The sequence below is a fragment of the Lysinibacillus sphaericus genome, from assembly GCF_015844675.1.
GTDB lineage: Bacteria > Bacillota > Bacilli > Bacillales_A > Planococcaceae > Lysinibacillus > Lysinibacillus sphaericus_E.
This window is the reverse complement of sequence record NZ_LDGC01000029.1, coordinates 1-18,573: the sequence shown is the minus strand read 5'-3', so window position 1 is coordinate 18,573 and position 18,573 is coordinate 1. Positions and strand designations below refer to the sequence as shown.

Sequence of the window (18,573 nt, the reverse complement as noted above, 5' to 3'; positions counted from 1 at the left end):
TCTTATGGAGCATCGTAAGCAATTACGAAAATATATTCAACGTGCTAAGACGAGTTTAACGGTAGAACGAAGCATTCCAATTGCACAGTACGGCTTGTTTTTTGCATTGCTTTCGAGTGCTTTCCTCTTCCTCGTTTCAAGACTCTTTGTTTGGCCGTATTATCGCCAAACGGCTCTTACTATCTTTATCGTTGTCATACTAGCAACCGTGTTATTTATGTGGTGGAAGCGTGTAAAGGAAAAGGCGGCATTGCATACACTGGATGATTATTTTTCTCACAATGAGCTAGTGACAGCCCTATCATTCGAGGATGATCAGGACCCACTCGTTAAATCTTTACTAACGAAAGCAGTAGAAAACGTTGAAAAGGCGTTTGCTGACTTTAAGGCTCGAAAGAAAAACTTGTTCCGTCCAAAAGCGTTGATTGGGTTGTTTGGAACAGCTGTCGTACTAGCAATTCTTTATATGTTCCCAGCAGCTACACAAATTGAAGCAATTGAAGTGGAAAAAGAAAAAGCTGTCATTGAGGACGTTAAGAAGGAAGTTGCTAAATTAGAGAAAAAAGCAGAAACAAAAGAAGTGAAAGAGCAATTAAAAGAATTGCAAAATACGTTAAAAGAGGCAGAGACAGCTGAAGAAGCATTACGTGAAGTCGTGAAAAAGCAAAAGGAGCTTGCTTTAAAGGAACAACAATTAAAAGATAAGCAAACGGCTAGTAAGGATGGCGCTTCTGACGAGCAAGGTATATCGAAGGAAGAAGTGAAGCAATTGAAAGAGCTTGCCCAAATGCAGCAGGAGCTGACGCAAAATGCCAATGCTACTCAGACAGCTATGAGCAAGCTTGGGAAACCTGCAAGTAATTCCTTACAAAATGCTATTGCGAGTGCCAATAGTGCCAATAACAATCAGCAAAACAATGCTAATTCAAATCAAAATCAACAGTCTTCAGCGAATTCACAGCCAAGTAATCAGCAAGGTCAAACAGGGCAACAAGGGAATTCCAAAAATGGTTCTCAACAGCCTAGTGGTCAAGGTCAGGGACAAGGATCGAGTCAAAGCAATCAACAAGGAAAAGGGCAAGGTCAAGGGAACGGCCAAGGACAGGGTCAAGGACAAGGACAAGGACAGGGCAAAGGCAATGGTTCTGGATCAGCAGGTGGTAGCGGTGCAGGCACAGGACAGGGTGGTCGCGATTTATTAACGACACCGAAACGAATTGGTGGCTCTAGTCAGACTTCCGTTGATAGTGGAACATTAGGTGAAGGATCACATGTTTCAGAGCAACAAGGAAATGGTCCCATTACTAAAGGTTCTATCCGTCCATATGAGGAAGTTATAGGTTCCTATAAAGATAGCTATTTAGAAAGCTCGGAGCGTTTACAATTACCGAAGGATTTACAAAAAGTCGTGCAATCTTATTTCACGTCAATTGAGTCTCAGTAGGAGGAAAAGGAATGGCATTTACAGAGCAACAATATGTTGAAATGAGTAAGCAATTACTACAAGTAAAGGAAGAAATTCATCGCTTTATTGTTGGGCAAGAGGAAGCAATTGATTATACATTATACGCAGTACTTGCTGATGGGCATGCATTATTAGAGGGCTTACCGGGTTTAGGGAAAACGATGTTAATCCGTACAATTTCTGAAGTGCTAGATTTATCGTTTTCTCGAATTCAATTTACACCAGACTTAATGCCAGCGGATATTACAGGGACAAGTATGATTGAGCGCACATCTGATGGCAAGCAGCAGTTTACGTTCCAGCAAGGTCCGATTTTTAGCCAAATGGTATTAGCGGATGAGATTAACCGAGCAACACCAAAAACACAAAGTGCATTGCTTGAAGCAATGGGTGAAAAAACGGTAACAATTTTAGGCGATACGAAGAAAATGGCACGACCATTCTTCGTGTTAGCAACACAAAACCCGATTGAAATGGAAGGAACGTACCCTTTACCAGAGGCGCAAATGGACCGTTTCCTATGTAAAATTCTTGTGCCTTACCCTGAGAAAAGTGAGCTAATGGAAATTATGAAGCGGACAACAGGCGCTACGGAAATTGGTTTACAAAAGATCATGAATACGGAAGCTCTTATTGAAGCGCAGCAAATGGTGAAGGAAGTACTTGTTGCTGATGAAATGCTCGAATTTGCGACGGACCTTGTTGTGGCTACACATCCTGAGAGAGTAAATGCTATTGATGAGGTCAAGCAATATGCCATGTATGGTAGCGGCCCTCGAGGTTTACAAAGTTTAATTAAGTTAGCGAAAGCAAGAGCGCTTATGAACGGACGTTTCCACGTTTCTGTGGCAGACATTAAATCTGTAGCGAAGCCGGTGTTACGCCATCGTATGCTGTTGAATTATGAAGGGGAGGCTTCAGGAAAAACAGCAGACGATGTGATTGATGTCATTTTAGATAAAGTGCAGCAAGGTGTTAATGGGTGACACAAAAATTATTATTGCCCGAGGATTGGCTAGCGAAAATCAGTCGCTTCCAAGTAGCGACTGCCTCCAAATTACGTGGGCAACACAAGGGCTCGCACCGTTCGCAACGCTTCGGGGCATCGCTCGATTTTTCCGATTTTCGCGAATATCATTTAGGAGATGATGTGCGTCAGGTAGATTGGAATATCTTTGCGAGAACGGATAAATACTTCATTAAACGTTTTTTAGATGAACAAGAGATGCGTGTTCACATTTTACTAGATACAACTAAATCTATGGGCGATCAAGCAAAATGGACGTTTGCCCGGCAAATTGTCGCCTCACTTGGTTTAATGGTGCTCGGTCGCGATGATCGCTTATCATTTTCATTTGTACAGGATGAGGTAAAGCCACCATTTCGTCGTAAAGGTGCCATGTATCGTCGTGCCTTTTTACAGGTAGTCACAGACATAGAGCAAGCAACTTATACAAATAGCTTCGCACAGGGAGCTTTAAAATCATTGCCTAAAGATAGTACAGTACTATTTATTGTGACGGACGGACTGGAGCCAATTGAGGAATGGGAGCAACTTTTAAAAAGGCTACCACGTTTTGCGGGGGATGTACGTATTTTGCAAATAGTTACGCAAGAAGAACTATCACCAGAATATACAGGTGATGTGCGCTTACTCGATCGTGAAACAGGCAGAGATGTAAATGTTACGATGTCTTCTAAAGTTCTAGACACATATTTGGCAAGACGTTTATTACATGAAGAGGAATTTGAGGCAATTTGTCGGCGTTTTGGTGTTCGACAATTACAGCTGAAAGTAGAAGATGGATTACAACATGCAATCTTTCAACAATTATTAAAAGCACATTGGATTAGGTGAGGTGAGCCGTATTGGGCTTTAGTCAAATAATTTTTAGCTGGACGGCCATCATCCCGGTCATTGTCCTTCTATATTATTTCTTTCGAAAAAAATATACCGATCAAACCGTATCCTCCACACTTTTTTGGTCAGAAATTATGCAAGAAACACGTGTATCGCCATACTTAAAACATCTTCAAAAAAATGCACTTCTTTATTTACAACTGCTAGCTCTTCTTTTACTTGTACTGGCATTAATGAATCCTTACGTTAAAAAGTCAACGATTGTTGGCGCGCAGGCAATTTTCATTGTAGACACGTCTGCAACAATGTTAGCGGGGAAAGGGCAGTCGACATTTGACACACAGAAAAAAGAAATGCTGTCATTGGTTAATGAGCTTGATGGAAGACCTGTGACACTCATTACAACAGGGAATACGCCAAAAGCTATATTACAGCAAGAAACAAATACAAAAGATATTGAAAAAGCTATTCAAGAATTACACGTAACCTATGAAACAGCTCAAATGAATAAGGCTCTCGATGTGGCACAGGCTTTTGTCGGTAATACACCAACATCTATTTATGTCTTTACAGATTCCATCGATAAAAAGCAATTGCCGATGGAAAAAGATACGGTGAAGTGGCTTGTAAAAGGAGCTGCGAAGGATTTAACAAATATCGCAATTACCCGTTTTGCTGCTACTACAGATGGTCAATCTGCAGTGTCGCTTGTACAGTTACAAAATGATACGGACCAAGAACAATATGTGACTCTTTCGATAGAAAATGTTAAAGGTAAGGAGTTAGTTTCAGAAAGTGTCGCATTGCCTCCAAAAGAAGCTGTAACAAAAACATTTAAAGACCTACCGTTAGAAGATACTATGACGGCGAAGATAGATGCTAAGGACGATTACGCGGTTGATAATTCACAAACTGTATTGTTACAAACAGCGACTTCAAAAGTAGTTGTCGATCAAAGTATGCATCAACTTATTCAAAAAGGTTTTCAAACGATTAATAGTAATGTAAAAATTGTTCCATCTTCACAAGTAGCCGACAATAAGGATGCCACTGTTGTGACAAATCAGACGGCGCTTCTCGAAAAGATAGACAAGCCAATTGTATTATTTGGACGGGATGACGTTGAGAAGGTTGAAGTTACTGGGGAAATCAGTACAACAAGTCATGCATTGTTTGCATTTAGTGAGCTAAAAGACATTTATGTCAGTGCTATATATCCTGGATTCGATGGCTATAAAACAATTGCATCGGTTGGAGACCAGCCATTTATACAGCGTTCACCAGAAGGAGATATAGTTGTATTAGCGGATATTGCTGATACAGATTGGCCGCTGCATCCTTCATTCCCATTATTTTTATGGAGTGCTGAACAGCAGCTTTCAGAATCAATTGGTTCACTCGGTATTTTTACACCAAATGAGCAACGAGCAGTTGCTTTAGCGCAAGGTGATTGGAGTGTATATTCGCAGGATGATGAGTTTTTATCGTCCGTTACGAATGGTTTATTAACAGCTCCAACGAAGCCAGGGATTTATACAGCGCGCTCAAATGATGAAGAAAAGCGCTTTATCGTACAACTTCAAGCGCAAGAGCGTGTCATTGAAAAAGGAACAAGCTATACGCTTGGTGAGCTTCAGGACAATGGGAAGAAAGAAATATCGAAAACTTCATTCGTACCTTGGCTTATTCTTATAATCTTAGTGTTACTTGTTGTAGAGTGGGAGGTGCAACGACGTCGTGGATTTACGAATTGATATGCCATTAGCATTGTTGCTTTTACTTCCGTTACTCGTGTATTTTGGATGGACCTATTGGCGTGAGCGTCAGCGACTTAAAAAAGGTCATATCGTCGTTCTAGGTATCCGTATAGTAGCAATATGCTGTTTAGTTTTTGCACTAGCTGGTCCCTATATTTTATTGCCCGTAAAAGAAGAACAAGTATTATTCTTAGTTGACCGTTCTGCTTCAATGAATGGTACAGATGATGAGATGGTCAATTTTATAGCGGAAAGTTTACAGTCGAAAAAAGATGAACAACTTGCCGGAATTTATTCATTTTCATCGACATTACAAACGGAAGCTATGTTATCAAACGCTTTAAAGGAAGTACCGAAGTTTACAACTATAAAAGCAACAGATCAAACAAATATCGAACAGAGTCTACAGCTTGCTTCAGGTATTGTAGATCCGAAAAAAGCAACGCGACTTGTGCTCTTAACGGATGGCAATGAAACAAAAGGGGATGCCTTAGAATTTGCCTCAAAGTTTAAAGGATCGAATAGCAGTGTTGATGTAGTGTCATTTAACAAACCTGTAGCTAAGGATGTATCTCTGAAAAGCTTTGTAACACCACAAGTTGCTTATGCAGGTGAACAGCAGCAGTTAGTCACTGAAATACATGCAACTGTAGCAGAACGAGGTGAGTTATTATTATACGAAAACGATCAGCTCATCCATCGTGAGACAGTGGAGCTTGCAGAAGGTTCAAATATTTTTACGTATAAACATGCGGCAATGGCTGAAGGGCTTGTAAAATATGAAGCACTCGTGCAGGTTGATCAAGATGCGATTTTAGAAAATAATAAATTAACGAGCATCACGATGGTGCAAAGTGAACCACATTTATTAATTGTTAATGGCTATGAAACACCATCACCAATCGCAGCAGCACTTGGCAATCAATCCATTTCCTATGATGTGGTAGATGCTAAAAGTCTACCAAATGAACTTTCTAGCTATTTACAATACAATGCAATCATTTTTGATAATGTACCAGGCCATTTAGTAGGCGAGGCAAAAATGACTGTCATTGAGCAAGCCGTGAAAAATTTTGGTGTCGGTTTTACAATGGTTGGTGGCGAAAATAGCTTTGGCTTAGGGGGCTATTTTAAAACACCAATCGAAACTTTACTACCTGTTGAAATGGAGATTAAAGGTAAGGAGCAATTACCATCGTTAGGGCTGGCTATCGTACTTGACCGTTCGGGAAGTATGTCTGGAGCAAAGCTAGAGCTTGCTAAGGAGGCTGCCGCCCGTTCAGTTGAAATGCTACGAGATGAGGATACGCTCGGGTTTATTGCCTTTGATGACCGACCTTGGGAAATTATTGAGACAGGACCACTTGGCAATAAGGAAGAAGCTGTAGATATGATTTTATCAGTAACGCCAGGTGGGGGTACCGAAATTTATGGATCACTTGCTAAAGCTTATGAAAATCTAGCCGATTTAAAGCTACAGCGTAAGCATATTATTTTATTAACAGATGGACAGTCACAGCCAGGTAACTATGAAGACTTAATCGCACAGGGGAAAGAGAATGGCATTACTCTTTCAACGGTTGCAATTGGTCAGGATGCAGATGCGAACTTACTTGAAGCACTCAGTGAGATGGGGAGTGGGCGCTTTTACGATGTTATTGATGAGCAGACGATTCCCTCTATTTTATCTCGTGAAACTGCCATGATTTCACGCACATATATTGAAGATAACCCATTCTACCCAAGTATATTTAATGCCTCTGGCTGGAATACGCTATTTGCAAATGGGGTACCTAAAATGAATGCTTATATAGGTACGACAGCAAAGCAAGGGGCCACTGTTATCGCAGAAAGTGAGAAGGAAGATCCCGTACTTGCAGAATGGCAATATGGCCTTGGCAAAACATATGCCTTTACTTCTGATTCGACAGGAAAATGGACGGGAGACTGGGCAAGATGGCAAAATTGGGGTACATTTTGGCAAACGCTTATTTCAAAAATGCTACCAAGCTATAACGATGTTGCCTACGATGTACGTCTAGAATCAGACGGCTCCTTTGTCATTACTGATCCAACGAATGAAGCGGCATTCTTAGATATTGTTGCTGTCAATGAAGCGGGTGAAGAACTTGAAACACAGCTTGAGGCAATTTCAGCATCACAAATTCGAGCAGTCGTGCAAGCAGAACCAGGACTCATCTTCTTCCGCATTGCCGATGAAGAACAAGCTATTTACCAAGCTGGCTTAAGTGTACCTTATAGTGCTGAATATGAATTACGTCCAGTGAACGATAAGCTAGTCAAAGAACTAACAAAGCAAACAGGCGGCTCCGTTTTGAAAGAACCGAGCGAAGTATTCCGTGAATTTACTAAAAAAGGAGCGGAACGCCAAAATATCGCAACGTGGCTTTTATTAGCAGGGATGCTACTATTCTTCATTGATATTACCATTCGACGCTTTGGTTGGGGCTTCCTAACAAGATCGAAGAAGAAAGAACAGCGTGTAGAGGAAAAACCAATACAGGCAGAGGACACAAATGTTGCCCAGCTATTAAAGGGCATGAAAAAACGACCTTAACATAGAAAACGATGGTGCATCGCTATATAGCAATGTGCCATCGTTTTTTTGTCGTTGTGCATATGCTTTCAAGGATTATCGCCCAACATTTACATTTTGTCGGTAAACTTTAGCAATTTATCGCCCAACATTTACATTTTATCGATAAACTTTAGCGATTTATCACCCAACTTTTAATGTTTATCGACATCCACCTTCTAAATAAATCCACTTTAACTGGTGATGTAAGCTATTTAGTTAAATTTACCTTGTAAACGATGTATATAAATGTAATAATAAATGATAGTAATAAAATATTACAATCACTTTGAGGAACTATATGTTTGGAGGTTCGAAAATGACCAATATAATGAATTCATTTGGTTTTCTAAGTTTTAAATTAGCGGAGGCTTTAGAGGAAAATCTAGAGCAATACATTAGCGAAAAATTTCAAATGAAATCTAGAGAAGTCGGGATCATGATGGCTGTAAAAGACCAAAAACTTAGCCAAATTCAAATAGGGCAGATTTTAAAGTTAGATAAAAATAGTGTCCGCTTTTTTATCGATGGTCTAGAAGAAAGAAAGTATGTTTATAGAGAGAAAAATTCAGAAAATAGAAGAGAAAATTTAATATGCCTTACGGAACAGGGTAAAAATATGGCGGGAGAATTAATGAAGACCCTTGCGATTTCTGAGAATGAAGTATTAAATATACTCTCATTGGAAGAAAAAGAGCAATTAAAAAGCATTATGAAAAAAGTATATGAAAATCGTTCTTAGCGATTAAAACCTTATAAATAAAAAAAGAAAGAGTAATTGAGATATGAAGGCAGTAGAGGTTATGAAGGAGTATTTAAAAGAGCACAAGTAGAGGAACAAGACTTATCTGACATGTAATGCAGATCATGGGGAATTGGAAAATTTTAAAGGTCAAATTTTTAAAGGAAAAAAAGAAATACAGGTTGATTCTTGAAAATGAAAAAATTAAATCATTTATAATGATCACAAAATAAAAGGAGACGGAAGCTATGTATCCTAATAATAATTCTCTTTCCACGCCTGAAAGAGACACGAAATACTGGATTGGCGTAGTATCCCTTAATCATGTACAAAAAGGGGTTGAGGGAGGATTCGGCCAGTTATGTCATGGTAAAGAAAGACCTTTGAAACGAATGCAAAAAGGAGATTGGATCATTTATTATTCTCCCAAAAAAAGTCTAGATGGTAATGAACCTGTAAGAGCGTTTACCGCAATTGGAAGAGTAAAGGACGAGCGAATATACGAGTTCCAAATGGCGGAAAATTTTATCCCTTTTAGAAGAGATATAGACTTTTATAAAGAGGCAAAAGCTGTACCGATAAAAAGGATCTTAGATTATTTAGAATTTGTAGAAGATAAATCGAAATATGGTTATAAATTCAGATTTGGTCATTTTGAAATAAGCAAAAAAGACTTTTTATTAATTGCTCATGAAATGGGATTACCGTTGAAGTATGGGTGAATTTGGTTGGACAAAAAACGTTACTTTCTTAATCGCCATTAAGAAAATAACGTTTTTAAGTTTGCCTAAATCTTTATTTATGAAGAGTATTAAGGTTAGTTACAAATACTGTTTTGCGTAAATTGCTAGCAACAACAATGCCTAATATAGCACCAAAAGTACTTGAAGTTAAAAAGGCTGGCATGAAAAATAAAGCAGCTACAGAAGTTCCCATTAATAAATGTGCGTAGGGCACTGCAATGAGTGAGGCAATAATACCTGTCCCAAACATTTCACCGACACCTGCGAGCCATTGTTTGCCGCTGTATTTATAGGCAAGGGCTGCACATAAAGCACCAATGACACTGCCAGGTATAGCTAATAAGGAGCCTGTGCCTGTTAAAATACGAATAATAGCTGTGACAAAGGCGACCATAACAGTAGGTACTGGTCCAAGAATGATCGCGCCAATAACATTAATAGCATGTTGTACAGGGTAGGCACGCGCAATTCCCGTTGGTATTGAAACAAAGGTAGAGCCTGCTACGGCAATTGCTACTAATAAGGCCATGATTGTTAATTTTCGAATTGACATAATTTCCACTCCTATTTAGTATTTAGTGAATCGCTGATAAACCACACAAAAAAAGCCGCCCCCTAAAAACATTAGGAAGCGGCCTTGCATTTAAACAGTAAAAAGCAAGTGTCGCCACTTCCCTCCGCTAGTGTGAACTAGATCAGGTTCAAAGGGTCCGTATATGACAATATACGTCTCAGCCTTTTAAAGACTCCCCTAGTGGTAAACATTTAATTGTTAGTTTTCCTCATAAGTATGTAGCATGCTACTAAAAATAGTCAATCACTTTTCAGCTAGTTTGTATCAGGATGCATAAGGTGAGGTGCTTTTTTCATTGTCCAAATAAGGGCAAGGAAGAAGCATGCCATTAAAATAATAGCCCCGAAAATATAAGGACTGTTCATATTCCAATCGAATAAAATACCTGCTAAAGCTGGACCAATCATATTACCAAGACTCATATACGCATTGTTCAGACCAGCTGCAAAGCCCTGTTCATTTTCAGCAAGCTTTGAAATCAACGTGTTGACTGCTGGACGAATCAATGTCGTAGCTGTAGAGAAGATTGTCGCTACCACTAAAATAAGAGCAAAACCAGATACGAATAGTATTAAGAATATTGAAACGGATGCAATAAATAAATTGACTAAAACTACTTTCATTTCACCGAATCGATTAAACAGTGGTGTAATCACAAACATTTGAACAACAACACCAAATGCGCCGCCCACAACTAATATAATGGCGATATCAGTAGGTGTGTAATTAAACTTATCCGTCACAAATAATGATAATGTTGTTTGGAAGTTAGCAATCCCGAATGAGAATACTAGCATGATAATTAGCATGACAAAATAAGGCATTCTGACTGAACGCACCATTTGCTTTGCAAGATTATCCTGCCTCTGCGCTTTTTGTGCTGTGTTTGGTTTTGTACCAGGCAATAAAAAGTACGATAAAATCGCTGCTAAAATCGCTGCACAACCAGCTGTATAAAATGGGAAATGCAAACTAACTTTTGAAAGGAATCCACCGATACCTGGACCAATCATAAAGCCAAAGGACATTGCTGCTCCTAGCATACCCATACCTTTTCCTCGTTCCTCATACGTTGTGACGTCTGCCACAAAAGCCATAATAGGAGGTGCCACAAATGCAGAACCAAGGCCACCTAAAAAGCGTGCCAAGAAGAGCATCCACACATCTGTCGAAAGCCCGAAACCAATTTGTGCAAGTCCTGTTACGATAAGACCGAAGATAATGAGATTTTTTCGACCGTATTGATCGGAAAGATTCCCAGCAATTGGAGAAAATACGAATTGTGCTAAGGCGAACGTTGCAATCAACATGCCAAGTACTTGTCCTGCAGCACCAAATAGTTTTAAATACTCAGGCATGACAGGAATAATAATTCCAATACTCCCCATTGCAATAAACATATTAAACATTAAAATAAACAAAGCCGCCTTATTAGACTTCTGCTGGGTCATCGAATACCCCTTTCTTTTTTCAAATATATTACAGTCTACCATAAGGCTTGTACGTTTACTATTGACTATAAGTCTGAAATAAGAGACTTATTTATGGGGATTCTAATTATTAAAACAAATCCTGTACCCAATTTCCCCATAGAAGTCTACTATTAGCTAAACGAAAAAAGAGGCTAGGACACTTCGCTTTATTACTATGATTTAGAGTGGTATGTAAGAAAGATTCATTCTTGTGAAGTGGTTGATTGGAGTGGAGGCTGGGCGACTCCTTGGGGATCAGCGTCACAGATGAGACCCTGCAGCGAGGCGAAGCGGCTCATCGGACGCCCCCAGGAAAGCGCCCAGTCGGAACGGAAATCAACCTCTCGCTTTGCTGAAAGGTCATCTGAATTGACACCTGACAGTATATTTTTTATAGAAATATATAACATCAAAAAAAACGCAAGAAATCAACTATTCTAAAATTGATTTCTTGCGCTTGGATGTTATCGAATACTCATTTTAAATTCTAAAAACAGCTCATTGTATTTACCCAAATAATCAGGGCCTAAGTTTTTATAAACTTCTAATGTTTTACGTTGTTCTTCAGAAGGGTAGAATCGTTTATCAGATACAACTTCCTTATCCATTCCCTTCATCGCTGCAATATTAGGAGTAGAGTAGCCTACATAATCAGCGTTTTTAGCACCAGATTCAGCTTTTAGCATGAAATTAATGAAGGCATGTGCACCATCTATATTTTTTGACGTTTTTGGGATGACCATATTGTCAAACCATAAGTTTGAGCCTTCCGTCGGTACAGCAAAGTCTAAATCTTCATTTTCTGACAACATGTCAGCTGCTTGACCAGACCAAGTGAGTGCCACGCTCGCTTCATTATTAACCATCAGCGGTGTAATTTCATCCCCGATAATGGCTTTTACATTTGGTGCCAATGTGATTAGTTTATCAGTAGACGAACGTAGCTCCTCTTTATTTAAAGAGTTGAGAGAGTAGCCAAGGCTGTTTAAGCCCATACCAATCACTTCACGTGCACCGTCTACTAAAAAGACTTTACGCTTTAATGAAGGATCCCATAAGTCCTCCCAAGATGAGAAGTCAAGATCTCCAACGAGCTTTGGATTATAGACAACGCCGACTGTTCCCCAGAAATATGGAACAGAATATTTATTGTCGTCATCAAATGGTAAATCTAAGAAATACGGATCGATATTTTTAAAATTAGGGATTTTCGTTTTATCTAAAGGAACAAGCAAGTTTTCTTCCTTCATTTTTTCAATCATATATTCAGAAGGTACTGCAATATCGTAAGCTGTACCACCTTGTTGAATTTTTGTCATCATTGCTTCATTTGAATCAAACGTCTCATAGATCACGTGAATGCCTGTTTCTTTTTCAAATTGTTTCAGCAAATCAGGGTCAATATATTCTCCCCAGTTAAAGATTGTTAACGTATCTTTACCACTTTTCCCACCACCCGCACTTAGGGCGTCAGCAGCATAGAATAAAAGGGCGGAAACGACAAGTATTGCGAATGTTGCTTGAATTAATTGCTTCATTGAGTTCCCCCCGTTCTTTTATTAGCACGGCTCGTGATGAAGTAATAGCCAACTACGACTATAACCGTTACAAAGAATACTAAACCAGAAATAGCATTAACCGTTAAGGAAATACCGGCACGTGCCATCGAATAAATTTCAACAGATAAAGTACTGAAACCGTTACCTGTTACGAAAAATGTTACCGCAAAGTCATCTAGAGAATACGTTAAGGCAAGGAAGAACCCCGCAAAAATACCAGGTTTGATATACGGTAAAATAACACGCATCATAACATCTTTTTTCGTTGCTCCTAAATCTAATGCAGCATCGATTAAGGATTTATTCATTTCTAATAGTTTCGGTAAAACCATCAGTACAACAATGGGAACACTGAACGCTACATGTGCTAATAACACAGAAGCAAAGCCTAATTTAATACCAATCATTGTGAATAAAATTAAAAAGCTTGCACCAATAATGACATCCGGGCTAACAATTAACACATTGTTTAAAGAAAGTAGTGTATTGCGCATTTTTGAATCTTTAACAGTAACAATACCAATAGCTCCTAGTGTTCCGATGATTGTAGAAATTAATGCAGAGAGTAATGCCACGATGACTGTATTAATTAGAATGACGAGTAGACGTGAATCCTCAAAAACAGCTTTATAATGTTCTAACGTAAAGGACTCAAAACTATTCATCGTTCCACCACTATTGAACGAATAGAAAATTAAATAGAAGATAGGTGCATACAAAACGATAAAAACAATCGCTAAATATACTCTTGCTGAAGCAGATAGTTTTTTCATCGTACGCGACCTCCTTTATCCTTTTTCTGTCCCGTAATTAACATAATAATAACCATAAATAAAATTAAGAAAACAGCAATTGTTGAACCCATTCCCCAGTTTTGAGTGACAAGGAATTGTTGTTCAATAGCTGTACCCAGTGTAATAACACGGTTTCCTGCAATTAAACGAGTAATCATGAAGAGTGATAATGCAGGAATAAATACAACTTGAATACCTGATTTAACACCGTCCATTGTTAACGGCAAAATAACGCGACGGAACGTAGTAAAGGCAGATGCCCCTAAATCACGTGCTGCATAAATAAGTGCCGGATTTAAACGATCCAATGAGTTGAAAATCGGTAAAATCATAAATGGAATAAAAATATAAACGGATACGAACACAAAGCTAATATCAGTGAATAGCATTTGCTTCGGATCAAAACCAAATACTTCGATAAATGCATTTAATGGGCCGTACAAGCCGAAAATCCCGATAAAGGCATATGTTTTTAACAATAGATTAATCCAAGAAGGAATAATAATTAGTAAAAGCCAAAGCTGCTTATATTTTGTTTTTGTTAAAAAATAGGCTGTTGGATATGAAACAAGTAACGTAAAGAATGTAATTAAAAACGCATACCAAAATGAACTTAATGTCATTTTTAAATAGACAGAAGTAAAGAATGCTTTATAATTATCGAGCGTGAAATTGCCATGTATATCTAGTAGGGAATAGTAAACAACGAGTGCAATGGGCGCGATAACGAAAAGTGCAATCCATAAAACATAAGGAAATAAGGCTGATTTCGAAGTCTTAGTTTGCATCTTCGTCGTCCCCATACGCCTCTAAACGTTTATCGAATTCTTCTTCTGTTTCATTTAAGCGCATTACGTGAATTGCTTCTGGGTCAAAGTCTAAACCAATTTCTGTCCCTACCTCAGCTTTTTTCAATGAATGCACAAGCCATTCATTGCCATCTTTGTCGTACGTAGATAATTCATAATGTACCCCGCGGAACAATTGAGTATCGACTTTAACGACAAGTTTTCCTTTATCGATTGTTGTCATTTCTAAATCCTCTGGGCGAATGACAATATCAATTTTTTCATTTGGCTTCATACCTTGGTCAACACATTCAAAAACTTTACTAGCAAATTCTACTTTGAAATCTTCAATCATTACGCCAGGAACAATATTAGATTCACCAATGAAATCAGCAACGAAGCGGTTAATTGGCTCATCATAAATATCTACTGGTGTACCAGATTGTTGAATTTCACCTTCGCTTAAAACAAAGATTTCATCACTCATGGCAAGTGCTTCTTCTTGATCGTGTGTGACAAAGACAAATGTTTTCCCAAGTCGTTGTTGTAACTCACGTAACTCATACTGCATTTCTGTACGTAGCTTTAAATCTAACGCTGACAGAGGCTCATCAAGTAAAATTACTTCAGGATCGTTCACAATCGCACGAGCAATTGCCACACGTTGACGTTGACCACCAGACATTTCAGAAATTTCACGATTACCATAGCCTGCTAAGTTAACGAATTTTAATGCTTCTCCAACACGGTTTTTAATTTCACTTTCAGGAAGCTTTTTTATACGAAGCCCAAATGCGACGTTTTCAAAGACGTTTAAATGAGGAAATAACGCATAATCCTGAAAAACTGTATTTACTTGGCGTTCATTGGCTGGTACTGAGTTGATTTTTTTATCGTGAAAATAGATATTTCCTGTTGTCGGTTCTGTGAATCCAGCAATCATACGTAAAATAGTTGTTTTACCACAACCGGACGGACCTAGTAGCGTATAGAATTTTCCCTTTTCTAGCTCCAGGTTAATGTTTTTTAAGACGACCGTGCCGTCATTATAAGACTTTGAAACGTTTTCAAAGCGGATAATCGAATTCGTTGTCATAGATGCGCCTCCTTAAGCTATAAATATGAATCCGTTGCGACAAGTAAAATTTTTGTTTCATCAGCATGTGCATTAAAAATTTGATGATGATCTGTCGCTTCAAAATAGAGAGCATTACCTTCACTCGCTATGTACTGTTCATCTCCTAAAACGAGACGAATACGCCCTTCGACAACATAAATAAATGTTTCTGAAAGAGAGGGTTCAAACTGCTTAAATTCACCATCAGCAGCAAGTGTTAAGAAAATGGGCTCCATTTCTTTTTCATTTGATGTAGGAATCAACCACTGAATTTCATATTTTTTTTCTTCATCTGTATAAGTGGATTGATCTTCCTCTGTATATACAACCTTTTGTTCAGGTGCTCCATCATCGAAAAATTCCTTAGGTGTTGACCCTAAAACTTCTAATAGTGAAAATAATGTTTCAATGGAAGGTGAATTTAGATCACGTTCTAATTGTGAAATATACCCTTTACTTAAATCTGTACGTTCTCCAAGTTCCTCTTGGGTAAGACCTTTTTTTAAACGAAGCGCTTTGATTTTTGCTCCTATTTGCATCTTTTCCCTCCTAGAAGAAGTTTAGCAATCATAAACTTTTGAAATATGAAGTTTACTTTAACGAAACTTTTAGTTTACTAAAACCATTACAATTATACATAATAAAAAAGAATTTGCAATCGTTTTTAATGAAAAAAAAGTAGATGAAATTTTTAGAAATTATACATAAATGTTGTGTAGAAAAAATTTGTTTAAACTAGAATAAAATTGTTAAAAGTAGCTAATAAATAGGCTGTAGCAGCTATTCCATTTGGGGATTTGACGAAAATTTGTCAGATAATTAAATGCGTGCACTTTTGTGAAGTTTACTTGTTTGAAAAACTACGATTACTCTGCTATCGTAGAAGACGAGTTCGCTGGTGCGAATGGAATATATACACTACATATATAATCGGAGGGATTTATAATGGCAGAACGCATGGTAGGTAAACAAGCACCTGATTTTACAATGGAAGCGGTACTTGCAGATAAATCATTTGGCAAAGTATCATTAGAAGACATCAAAGCACAAGACAAATGGACAGTACTTTTCTTCTATCCAATGGACTTCACTTTCGTATGTCCAACAGAAATCACTGCAATGAGCGATCGTTACGATGAATTCGAAGACTTAGATGCAGAAGTAATCGGTGTTTCAACTGATACAATCCACACTCACTTAGCTTGGATTAACACTGACCGCACTAAAAATGGTCTTGGTGAGTTAAAATACCCATTAGCAGCAGATACAAATCACCAAGTTTCAAAAGAATATGGTGTATTAATTGAAGAAGAAGGTATCGCTCTACGCGGCTTATTCATCATCAACCCAGAAGGCGAATTAAAATACCAAACAGTATTCGATAACAACATCGGCCGTGATGTAGACGAAACTTTACGTGTACTTCAAGCTTTACAAACTGGTGGTCTTTGCCCAGCAAACTGGCGCCCAGGTCAAGCAACTCTATAATTTAAGTAGGGTTTCAATGTAGGGCTTTCAACTGCAAGCTCTGATGAAATTGATCATTCAAAAATAAAGAGTCCCCACAAACTTGCTGTGGGGATTTTTTTAAACTTGATAGAGGAAAAGGTTCATCACCAAAAATTCTGGATGACTTTTGTTAAAACGTCTACTATGTAAATAAGTTGATTGGAGTGGAGGCTGGGCGACTCCTCGGGGATCAGCGTCACAGATGAGACCCTGCAGCGAGCAGCGCGAGTGAAGCGGAAGGGGAACGAAGGCTAAGAACATCACGTCCTGTGATAACGCCTTCGTGACCAACATCCTGCTGCTGTCGCTGCGTTAGCACTACGCTTTCGCGCAAAAAACATCTGTTGCCCTGACGCCCCCAGGAAAGCGCCTAACCGGAACGGACATCAACCACACGTTTTGATAATTATCCCAGAAGAGGAAAAAAGGAGAATGTATTATGAAACTTCGTGAACAAATGCCTGAACTTGTAGGCGCAACGACTTGGTTAAATGGAGAAGTAACAAAAGCGGATTTAGTAGGTGAAAAACCAACGTTAATCCACTTCTGGTCAGTTAGCTGTCATTTATGTAAAGAGGCAATGCCGGATGTGAACAATTTCCGTGACCAATACAAAGATGAGTTAAACGTTATTGCTGTGCATATGCCACGTTCTGAGGAAGATACAAATTTAGAAACAATCAAATCGGTAGCGGCAGAGCATGACATTGTTCAACCTATCTTTGTGGATAGCGAATTAAAGCTAACAGATGCATTTGAAAATCAATACGTACCTGCTTATTTTGTGTTCGATAAAGATGGTCAGCTTCGTCACATGCAAGCTGGTGGTAGCGGTATGAAAATGTTAGAAAAACGTGTAAATCGTGTTTTAGACGAAATGCGCAATGCATAATAGCAGATTAAGAGGCGGGGATATTTTATTCCTCGTCTCTTTTTTTTGTATCTTTTGAAAACCCCTTGCTATGCGAGGGGTTCTAAAGAGCTTCTAGCTATGGACAAGAAAAAAACCCCAGTCGTACAATGAATTCAGGTCTGGTCAACCGACTTCGTACGAAAGGGGATCCAAATGGATAATAAAAGTTTAGCACACACAACATGGAATTGTAAGTATCACATCGTCTTTGCGCCAAAATATAGAAGGCAGATAATTTATGGGCAAATCAAAGTAGATGTAGGTAGAATTCTTCGCCAGTTATGTGAAAGAAAAGGCGTAGAAATTATTGAAGCAACAGCATGTCCTGATCATATTCATATGTTGGTAAGTATTCCACCAAAATTAAGTGTTTCATCGTTTGTGGGTTATTTGAAAGGGAAAAGTAGTTTAATGATATTTGATCGACATGCGAACCTGAAATACAAATATGGAAACAGGAAGTTTTGGTGTCGTGGATATTATGTAGATACAGTAGGAAGAAACAGAAAAATCATTCAGGAATATATAAAAAATCAATTACAAGAGGATATTCTTGAGGATCAAATGACCATGAAAGAATTCATTGATCCATTTACAGGAGAAGAAATAAAAGCAAAAAAGCGAAGATAATAAAACCACTTTAGTGGTAGCGTGAAAACGGAGTGCGGTTGGCGGACCTTTCA

The 18,573-nt window shown here is 38.5% G+C and carries 17 protein-coding genes and 1 riboswitch; of the genes, 10 read left to right on the top strand and 7 right to left on the bottom strand.

All coding sequences use genetic code 11. The features are described from left to right. Positions 1-4: 4 nt before the first annotated feature. From ABE34_RS10040 to ABE34_RS10010, 7 genes are all read left to right on the top strand, one after another. The gene (locus ABE34_RS10040) at positions 5-1,444 is read left to right on the top strand and encodes a hypothetical protein (protein ID WP_197142208.1); all 1,440 of its coding nucleotides are present in this window, start codon (positions 5-7) and stop codon (positions 1,442-1,444) included. Between the two features lie 11 nt (positions 1,445-1,455). Next, positions 1,456-2,451 carry an AAA family ATPase gene (locus ABE34_RS10035; RefSeq protein WP_197142207.1) on the top strand — a complete coding sequence of 332 codons (996 nt, stop codon included), beginning with the start codon at positions 1,456-1,458 and terminating at the stop codon, positions 2,449-2,451. Continuing rightward, positions 2,448-3,323, top strand: a complete 876-nt coding sequence (locus ABE34_RS10030) for a DUF58 domain-containing protein (protein ID WP_197142206.1) — start codon at positions 2,448-2,450, stop codon at positions 3,321-3,323. The genes ABE34_RS10035 and ABE34_RS10030 overlap by 4 nt, the downstream gene beginning before the upstream one ends. An 11-nt stretch (positions 3,324-3,334) precedes the next feature. Next, positions 3,335-5,080, top strand: coding sequence for a vWA domain-containing protein (locus tag ABE34_RS10025; protein WP_197142204.1), 1,746 nt, complete (start codon positions 3,335-3,337; stop codon positions 5,078-5,080). Then, the gene (locus ABE34_RS10020) at positions 5,064-7,661 is read left to right on the top strand and encodes a VWA domain-containing protein (RefSeq protein WP_197142202.1); all 2,598 of its coding nucleotides are present in this window, start codon (positions 5,064-5,066) and stop codon (positions 7,659-7,661) included. The genes ABE34_RS10025 and ABE34_RS10020 overlap by 17 nt, the downstream gene beginning before the upstream one ends. A 337-nt stretch (positions 7,662-7,998) precedes the next feature. Continuing rightward, on the top strand, positions 7,999-8,421 hold the full coding sequence (locus tag ABE34_RS10015; RefSeq protein WP_197142200.1) for a MarR family winged helix-turn-helix transcriptional regulator: 423 nt from the start codon (positions 7,999-8,001) through the stop codon (positions 8,419-8,421). 248 nt (positions 8,422-8,669) lie between these two features. After that, complete coding sequence (locus tag ABE34_RS10010) at positions 8,670-9,143, top strand: EVE domain-containing protein (RefSeq protein ID WP_197142198.1); 474 nt, start codon at positions 8,670-8,672, stop codon at positions 9,141-9,143. Between the two features lie 73 nt (positions 9,144-9,216). On the opposite strand, the gene thiW is transcribed toward ABE34_RS10010, so the two are convergent. From thiW to ABE34_RS09975, 7 genes are all read right to left on the bottom strand, one after another. Continuing rightward, positions 9,217-9,717, bottom strand: a complete 501-nt coding sequence (thiW, locus tag ABE34_RS10005) for an energy coupling factor transporter S component ThiW (protein WP_197142196.1) — start codon at positions 9,715-9,717, stop codon at positions 9,217-9,219. A 102-nt stretch (positions 9,718-9,819) separates the two neighbouring features. Beyond that, positions 9,820-9,927: riboswitch (TPP riboswitch) on the bottom strand. A gap of 65 nt (positions 9,928-9,992) precedes the next feature. Then, complete coding sequence (locus ABE34_RS10000) at positions 9,993-11,189, bottom strand: MFS transporter (RefSeq protein ID WP_197142188.1); 1,197 nt, start codon at positions 11,187-11,189, stop codon at positions 9,993-9,995. Between the two features lie 485 nt (positions 11,190-11,674). Further along, a complete protein-coding gene (locus tag ABE34_RS09995) occupies positions 11,675-12,748 on the bottom strand; it encodes an ABC transporter substrate-binding protein (RefSeq protein WP_197142186.1) in 1,074 nt (357 codons plus the stop codon). Further along, positions 12,745-13,542 (bottom strand): ABC transporter permease, encoded by a 798-nt coding sequence (locus ABE34_RS09990; RefSeq protein ID WP_197142184.1) that lies wholly within the window; start codon positions 13,540-13,542, stop codon positions 12,745-12,747. The genes ABE34_RS09995 and ABE34_RS09990 overlap by 4 nt, the downstream gene beginning before the upstream one ends. Next, positions 13,539-14,351, bottom strand: coding sequence for an ABC transporter permease (locus ABE34_RS09985; protein ID WP_197142169.1), 813 nt, complete (start codon positions 14,349-14,351; stop codon positions 13,539-13,541). Before ABE34_RS09985 ends, ABE34_RS09990 begins: the two co-directional genes overlap by 4 nt. Beyond that, positions 14,341-15,447 carry an ABC transporter ATP-binding protein gene (locus ABE34_RS09980; RefSeq protein ID WP_197142167.1) on the bottom strand — a complete coding sequence of 369 codons (1,107 nt, stop codon included), beginning with the start codon at positions 15,445-15,447 and terminating at the stop codon, positions 14,341-14,343. Before ABE34_RS09980 ends, ABE34_RS09985 begins: the two co-directional genes overlap by 11 nt. A gap of 17 nt (positions 15,448-15,464) precedes the next feature. Next, complete coding sequence (locus ABE34_RS09975) at positions 15,465-16,007, bottom strand: helix-turn-helix domain-containing protein (RefSeq protein WP_079559677.1); 543 nt, start codon at positions 16,005-16,007, stop codon at positions 15,465-15,467. Between the two features lie 406 nt (positions 16,008-16,413). Between ABE34_RS09975 and ABE34_RS09970 the strand changes: the two genes are divergently transcribed. From ABE34_RS09970 to tnpA, 3 genes are all read left to right on the top strand, one after another. Next, positions 16,414-16,956: a peroxiredoxin gene (locus ABE34_RS09970; RefSeq protein ID WP_197142165.1), complete on the top strand. Its 543-nt coding sequence runs from the start codon at positions 16,414-16,416 to the stop codon at positions 16,954-16,956. A gap of 460 nt (positions 16,957-17,416) precedes the next feature. Then, on the top strand, positions 17,417-17,869 hold the full coding sequence (locus ABE34_RS09965) for a TlpA family protein disulfide reductase (RefSeq protein ID WP_053483465.1): 453 nt from the start codon (positions 17,417-17,419) through the stop codon (positions 17,867-17,869). Between the two features lie 174 nt (positions 17,870-18,043). Further along, entirely contained in the window at positions 18,044-18,520 is a 477-nt protein-coding gene (tnpA, locus tag ABE34_RS09960; protein ID WP_197141399.1) for an IS200/IS605 family transposase, read from the top strand. Positions 18,521-18,573: the final 53 nt, after the last annotated feature.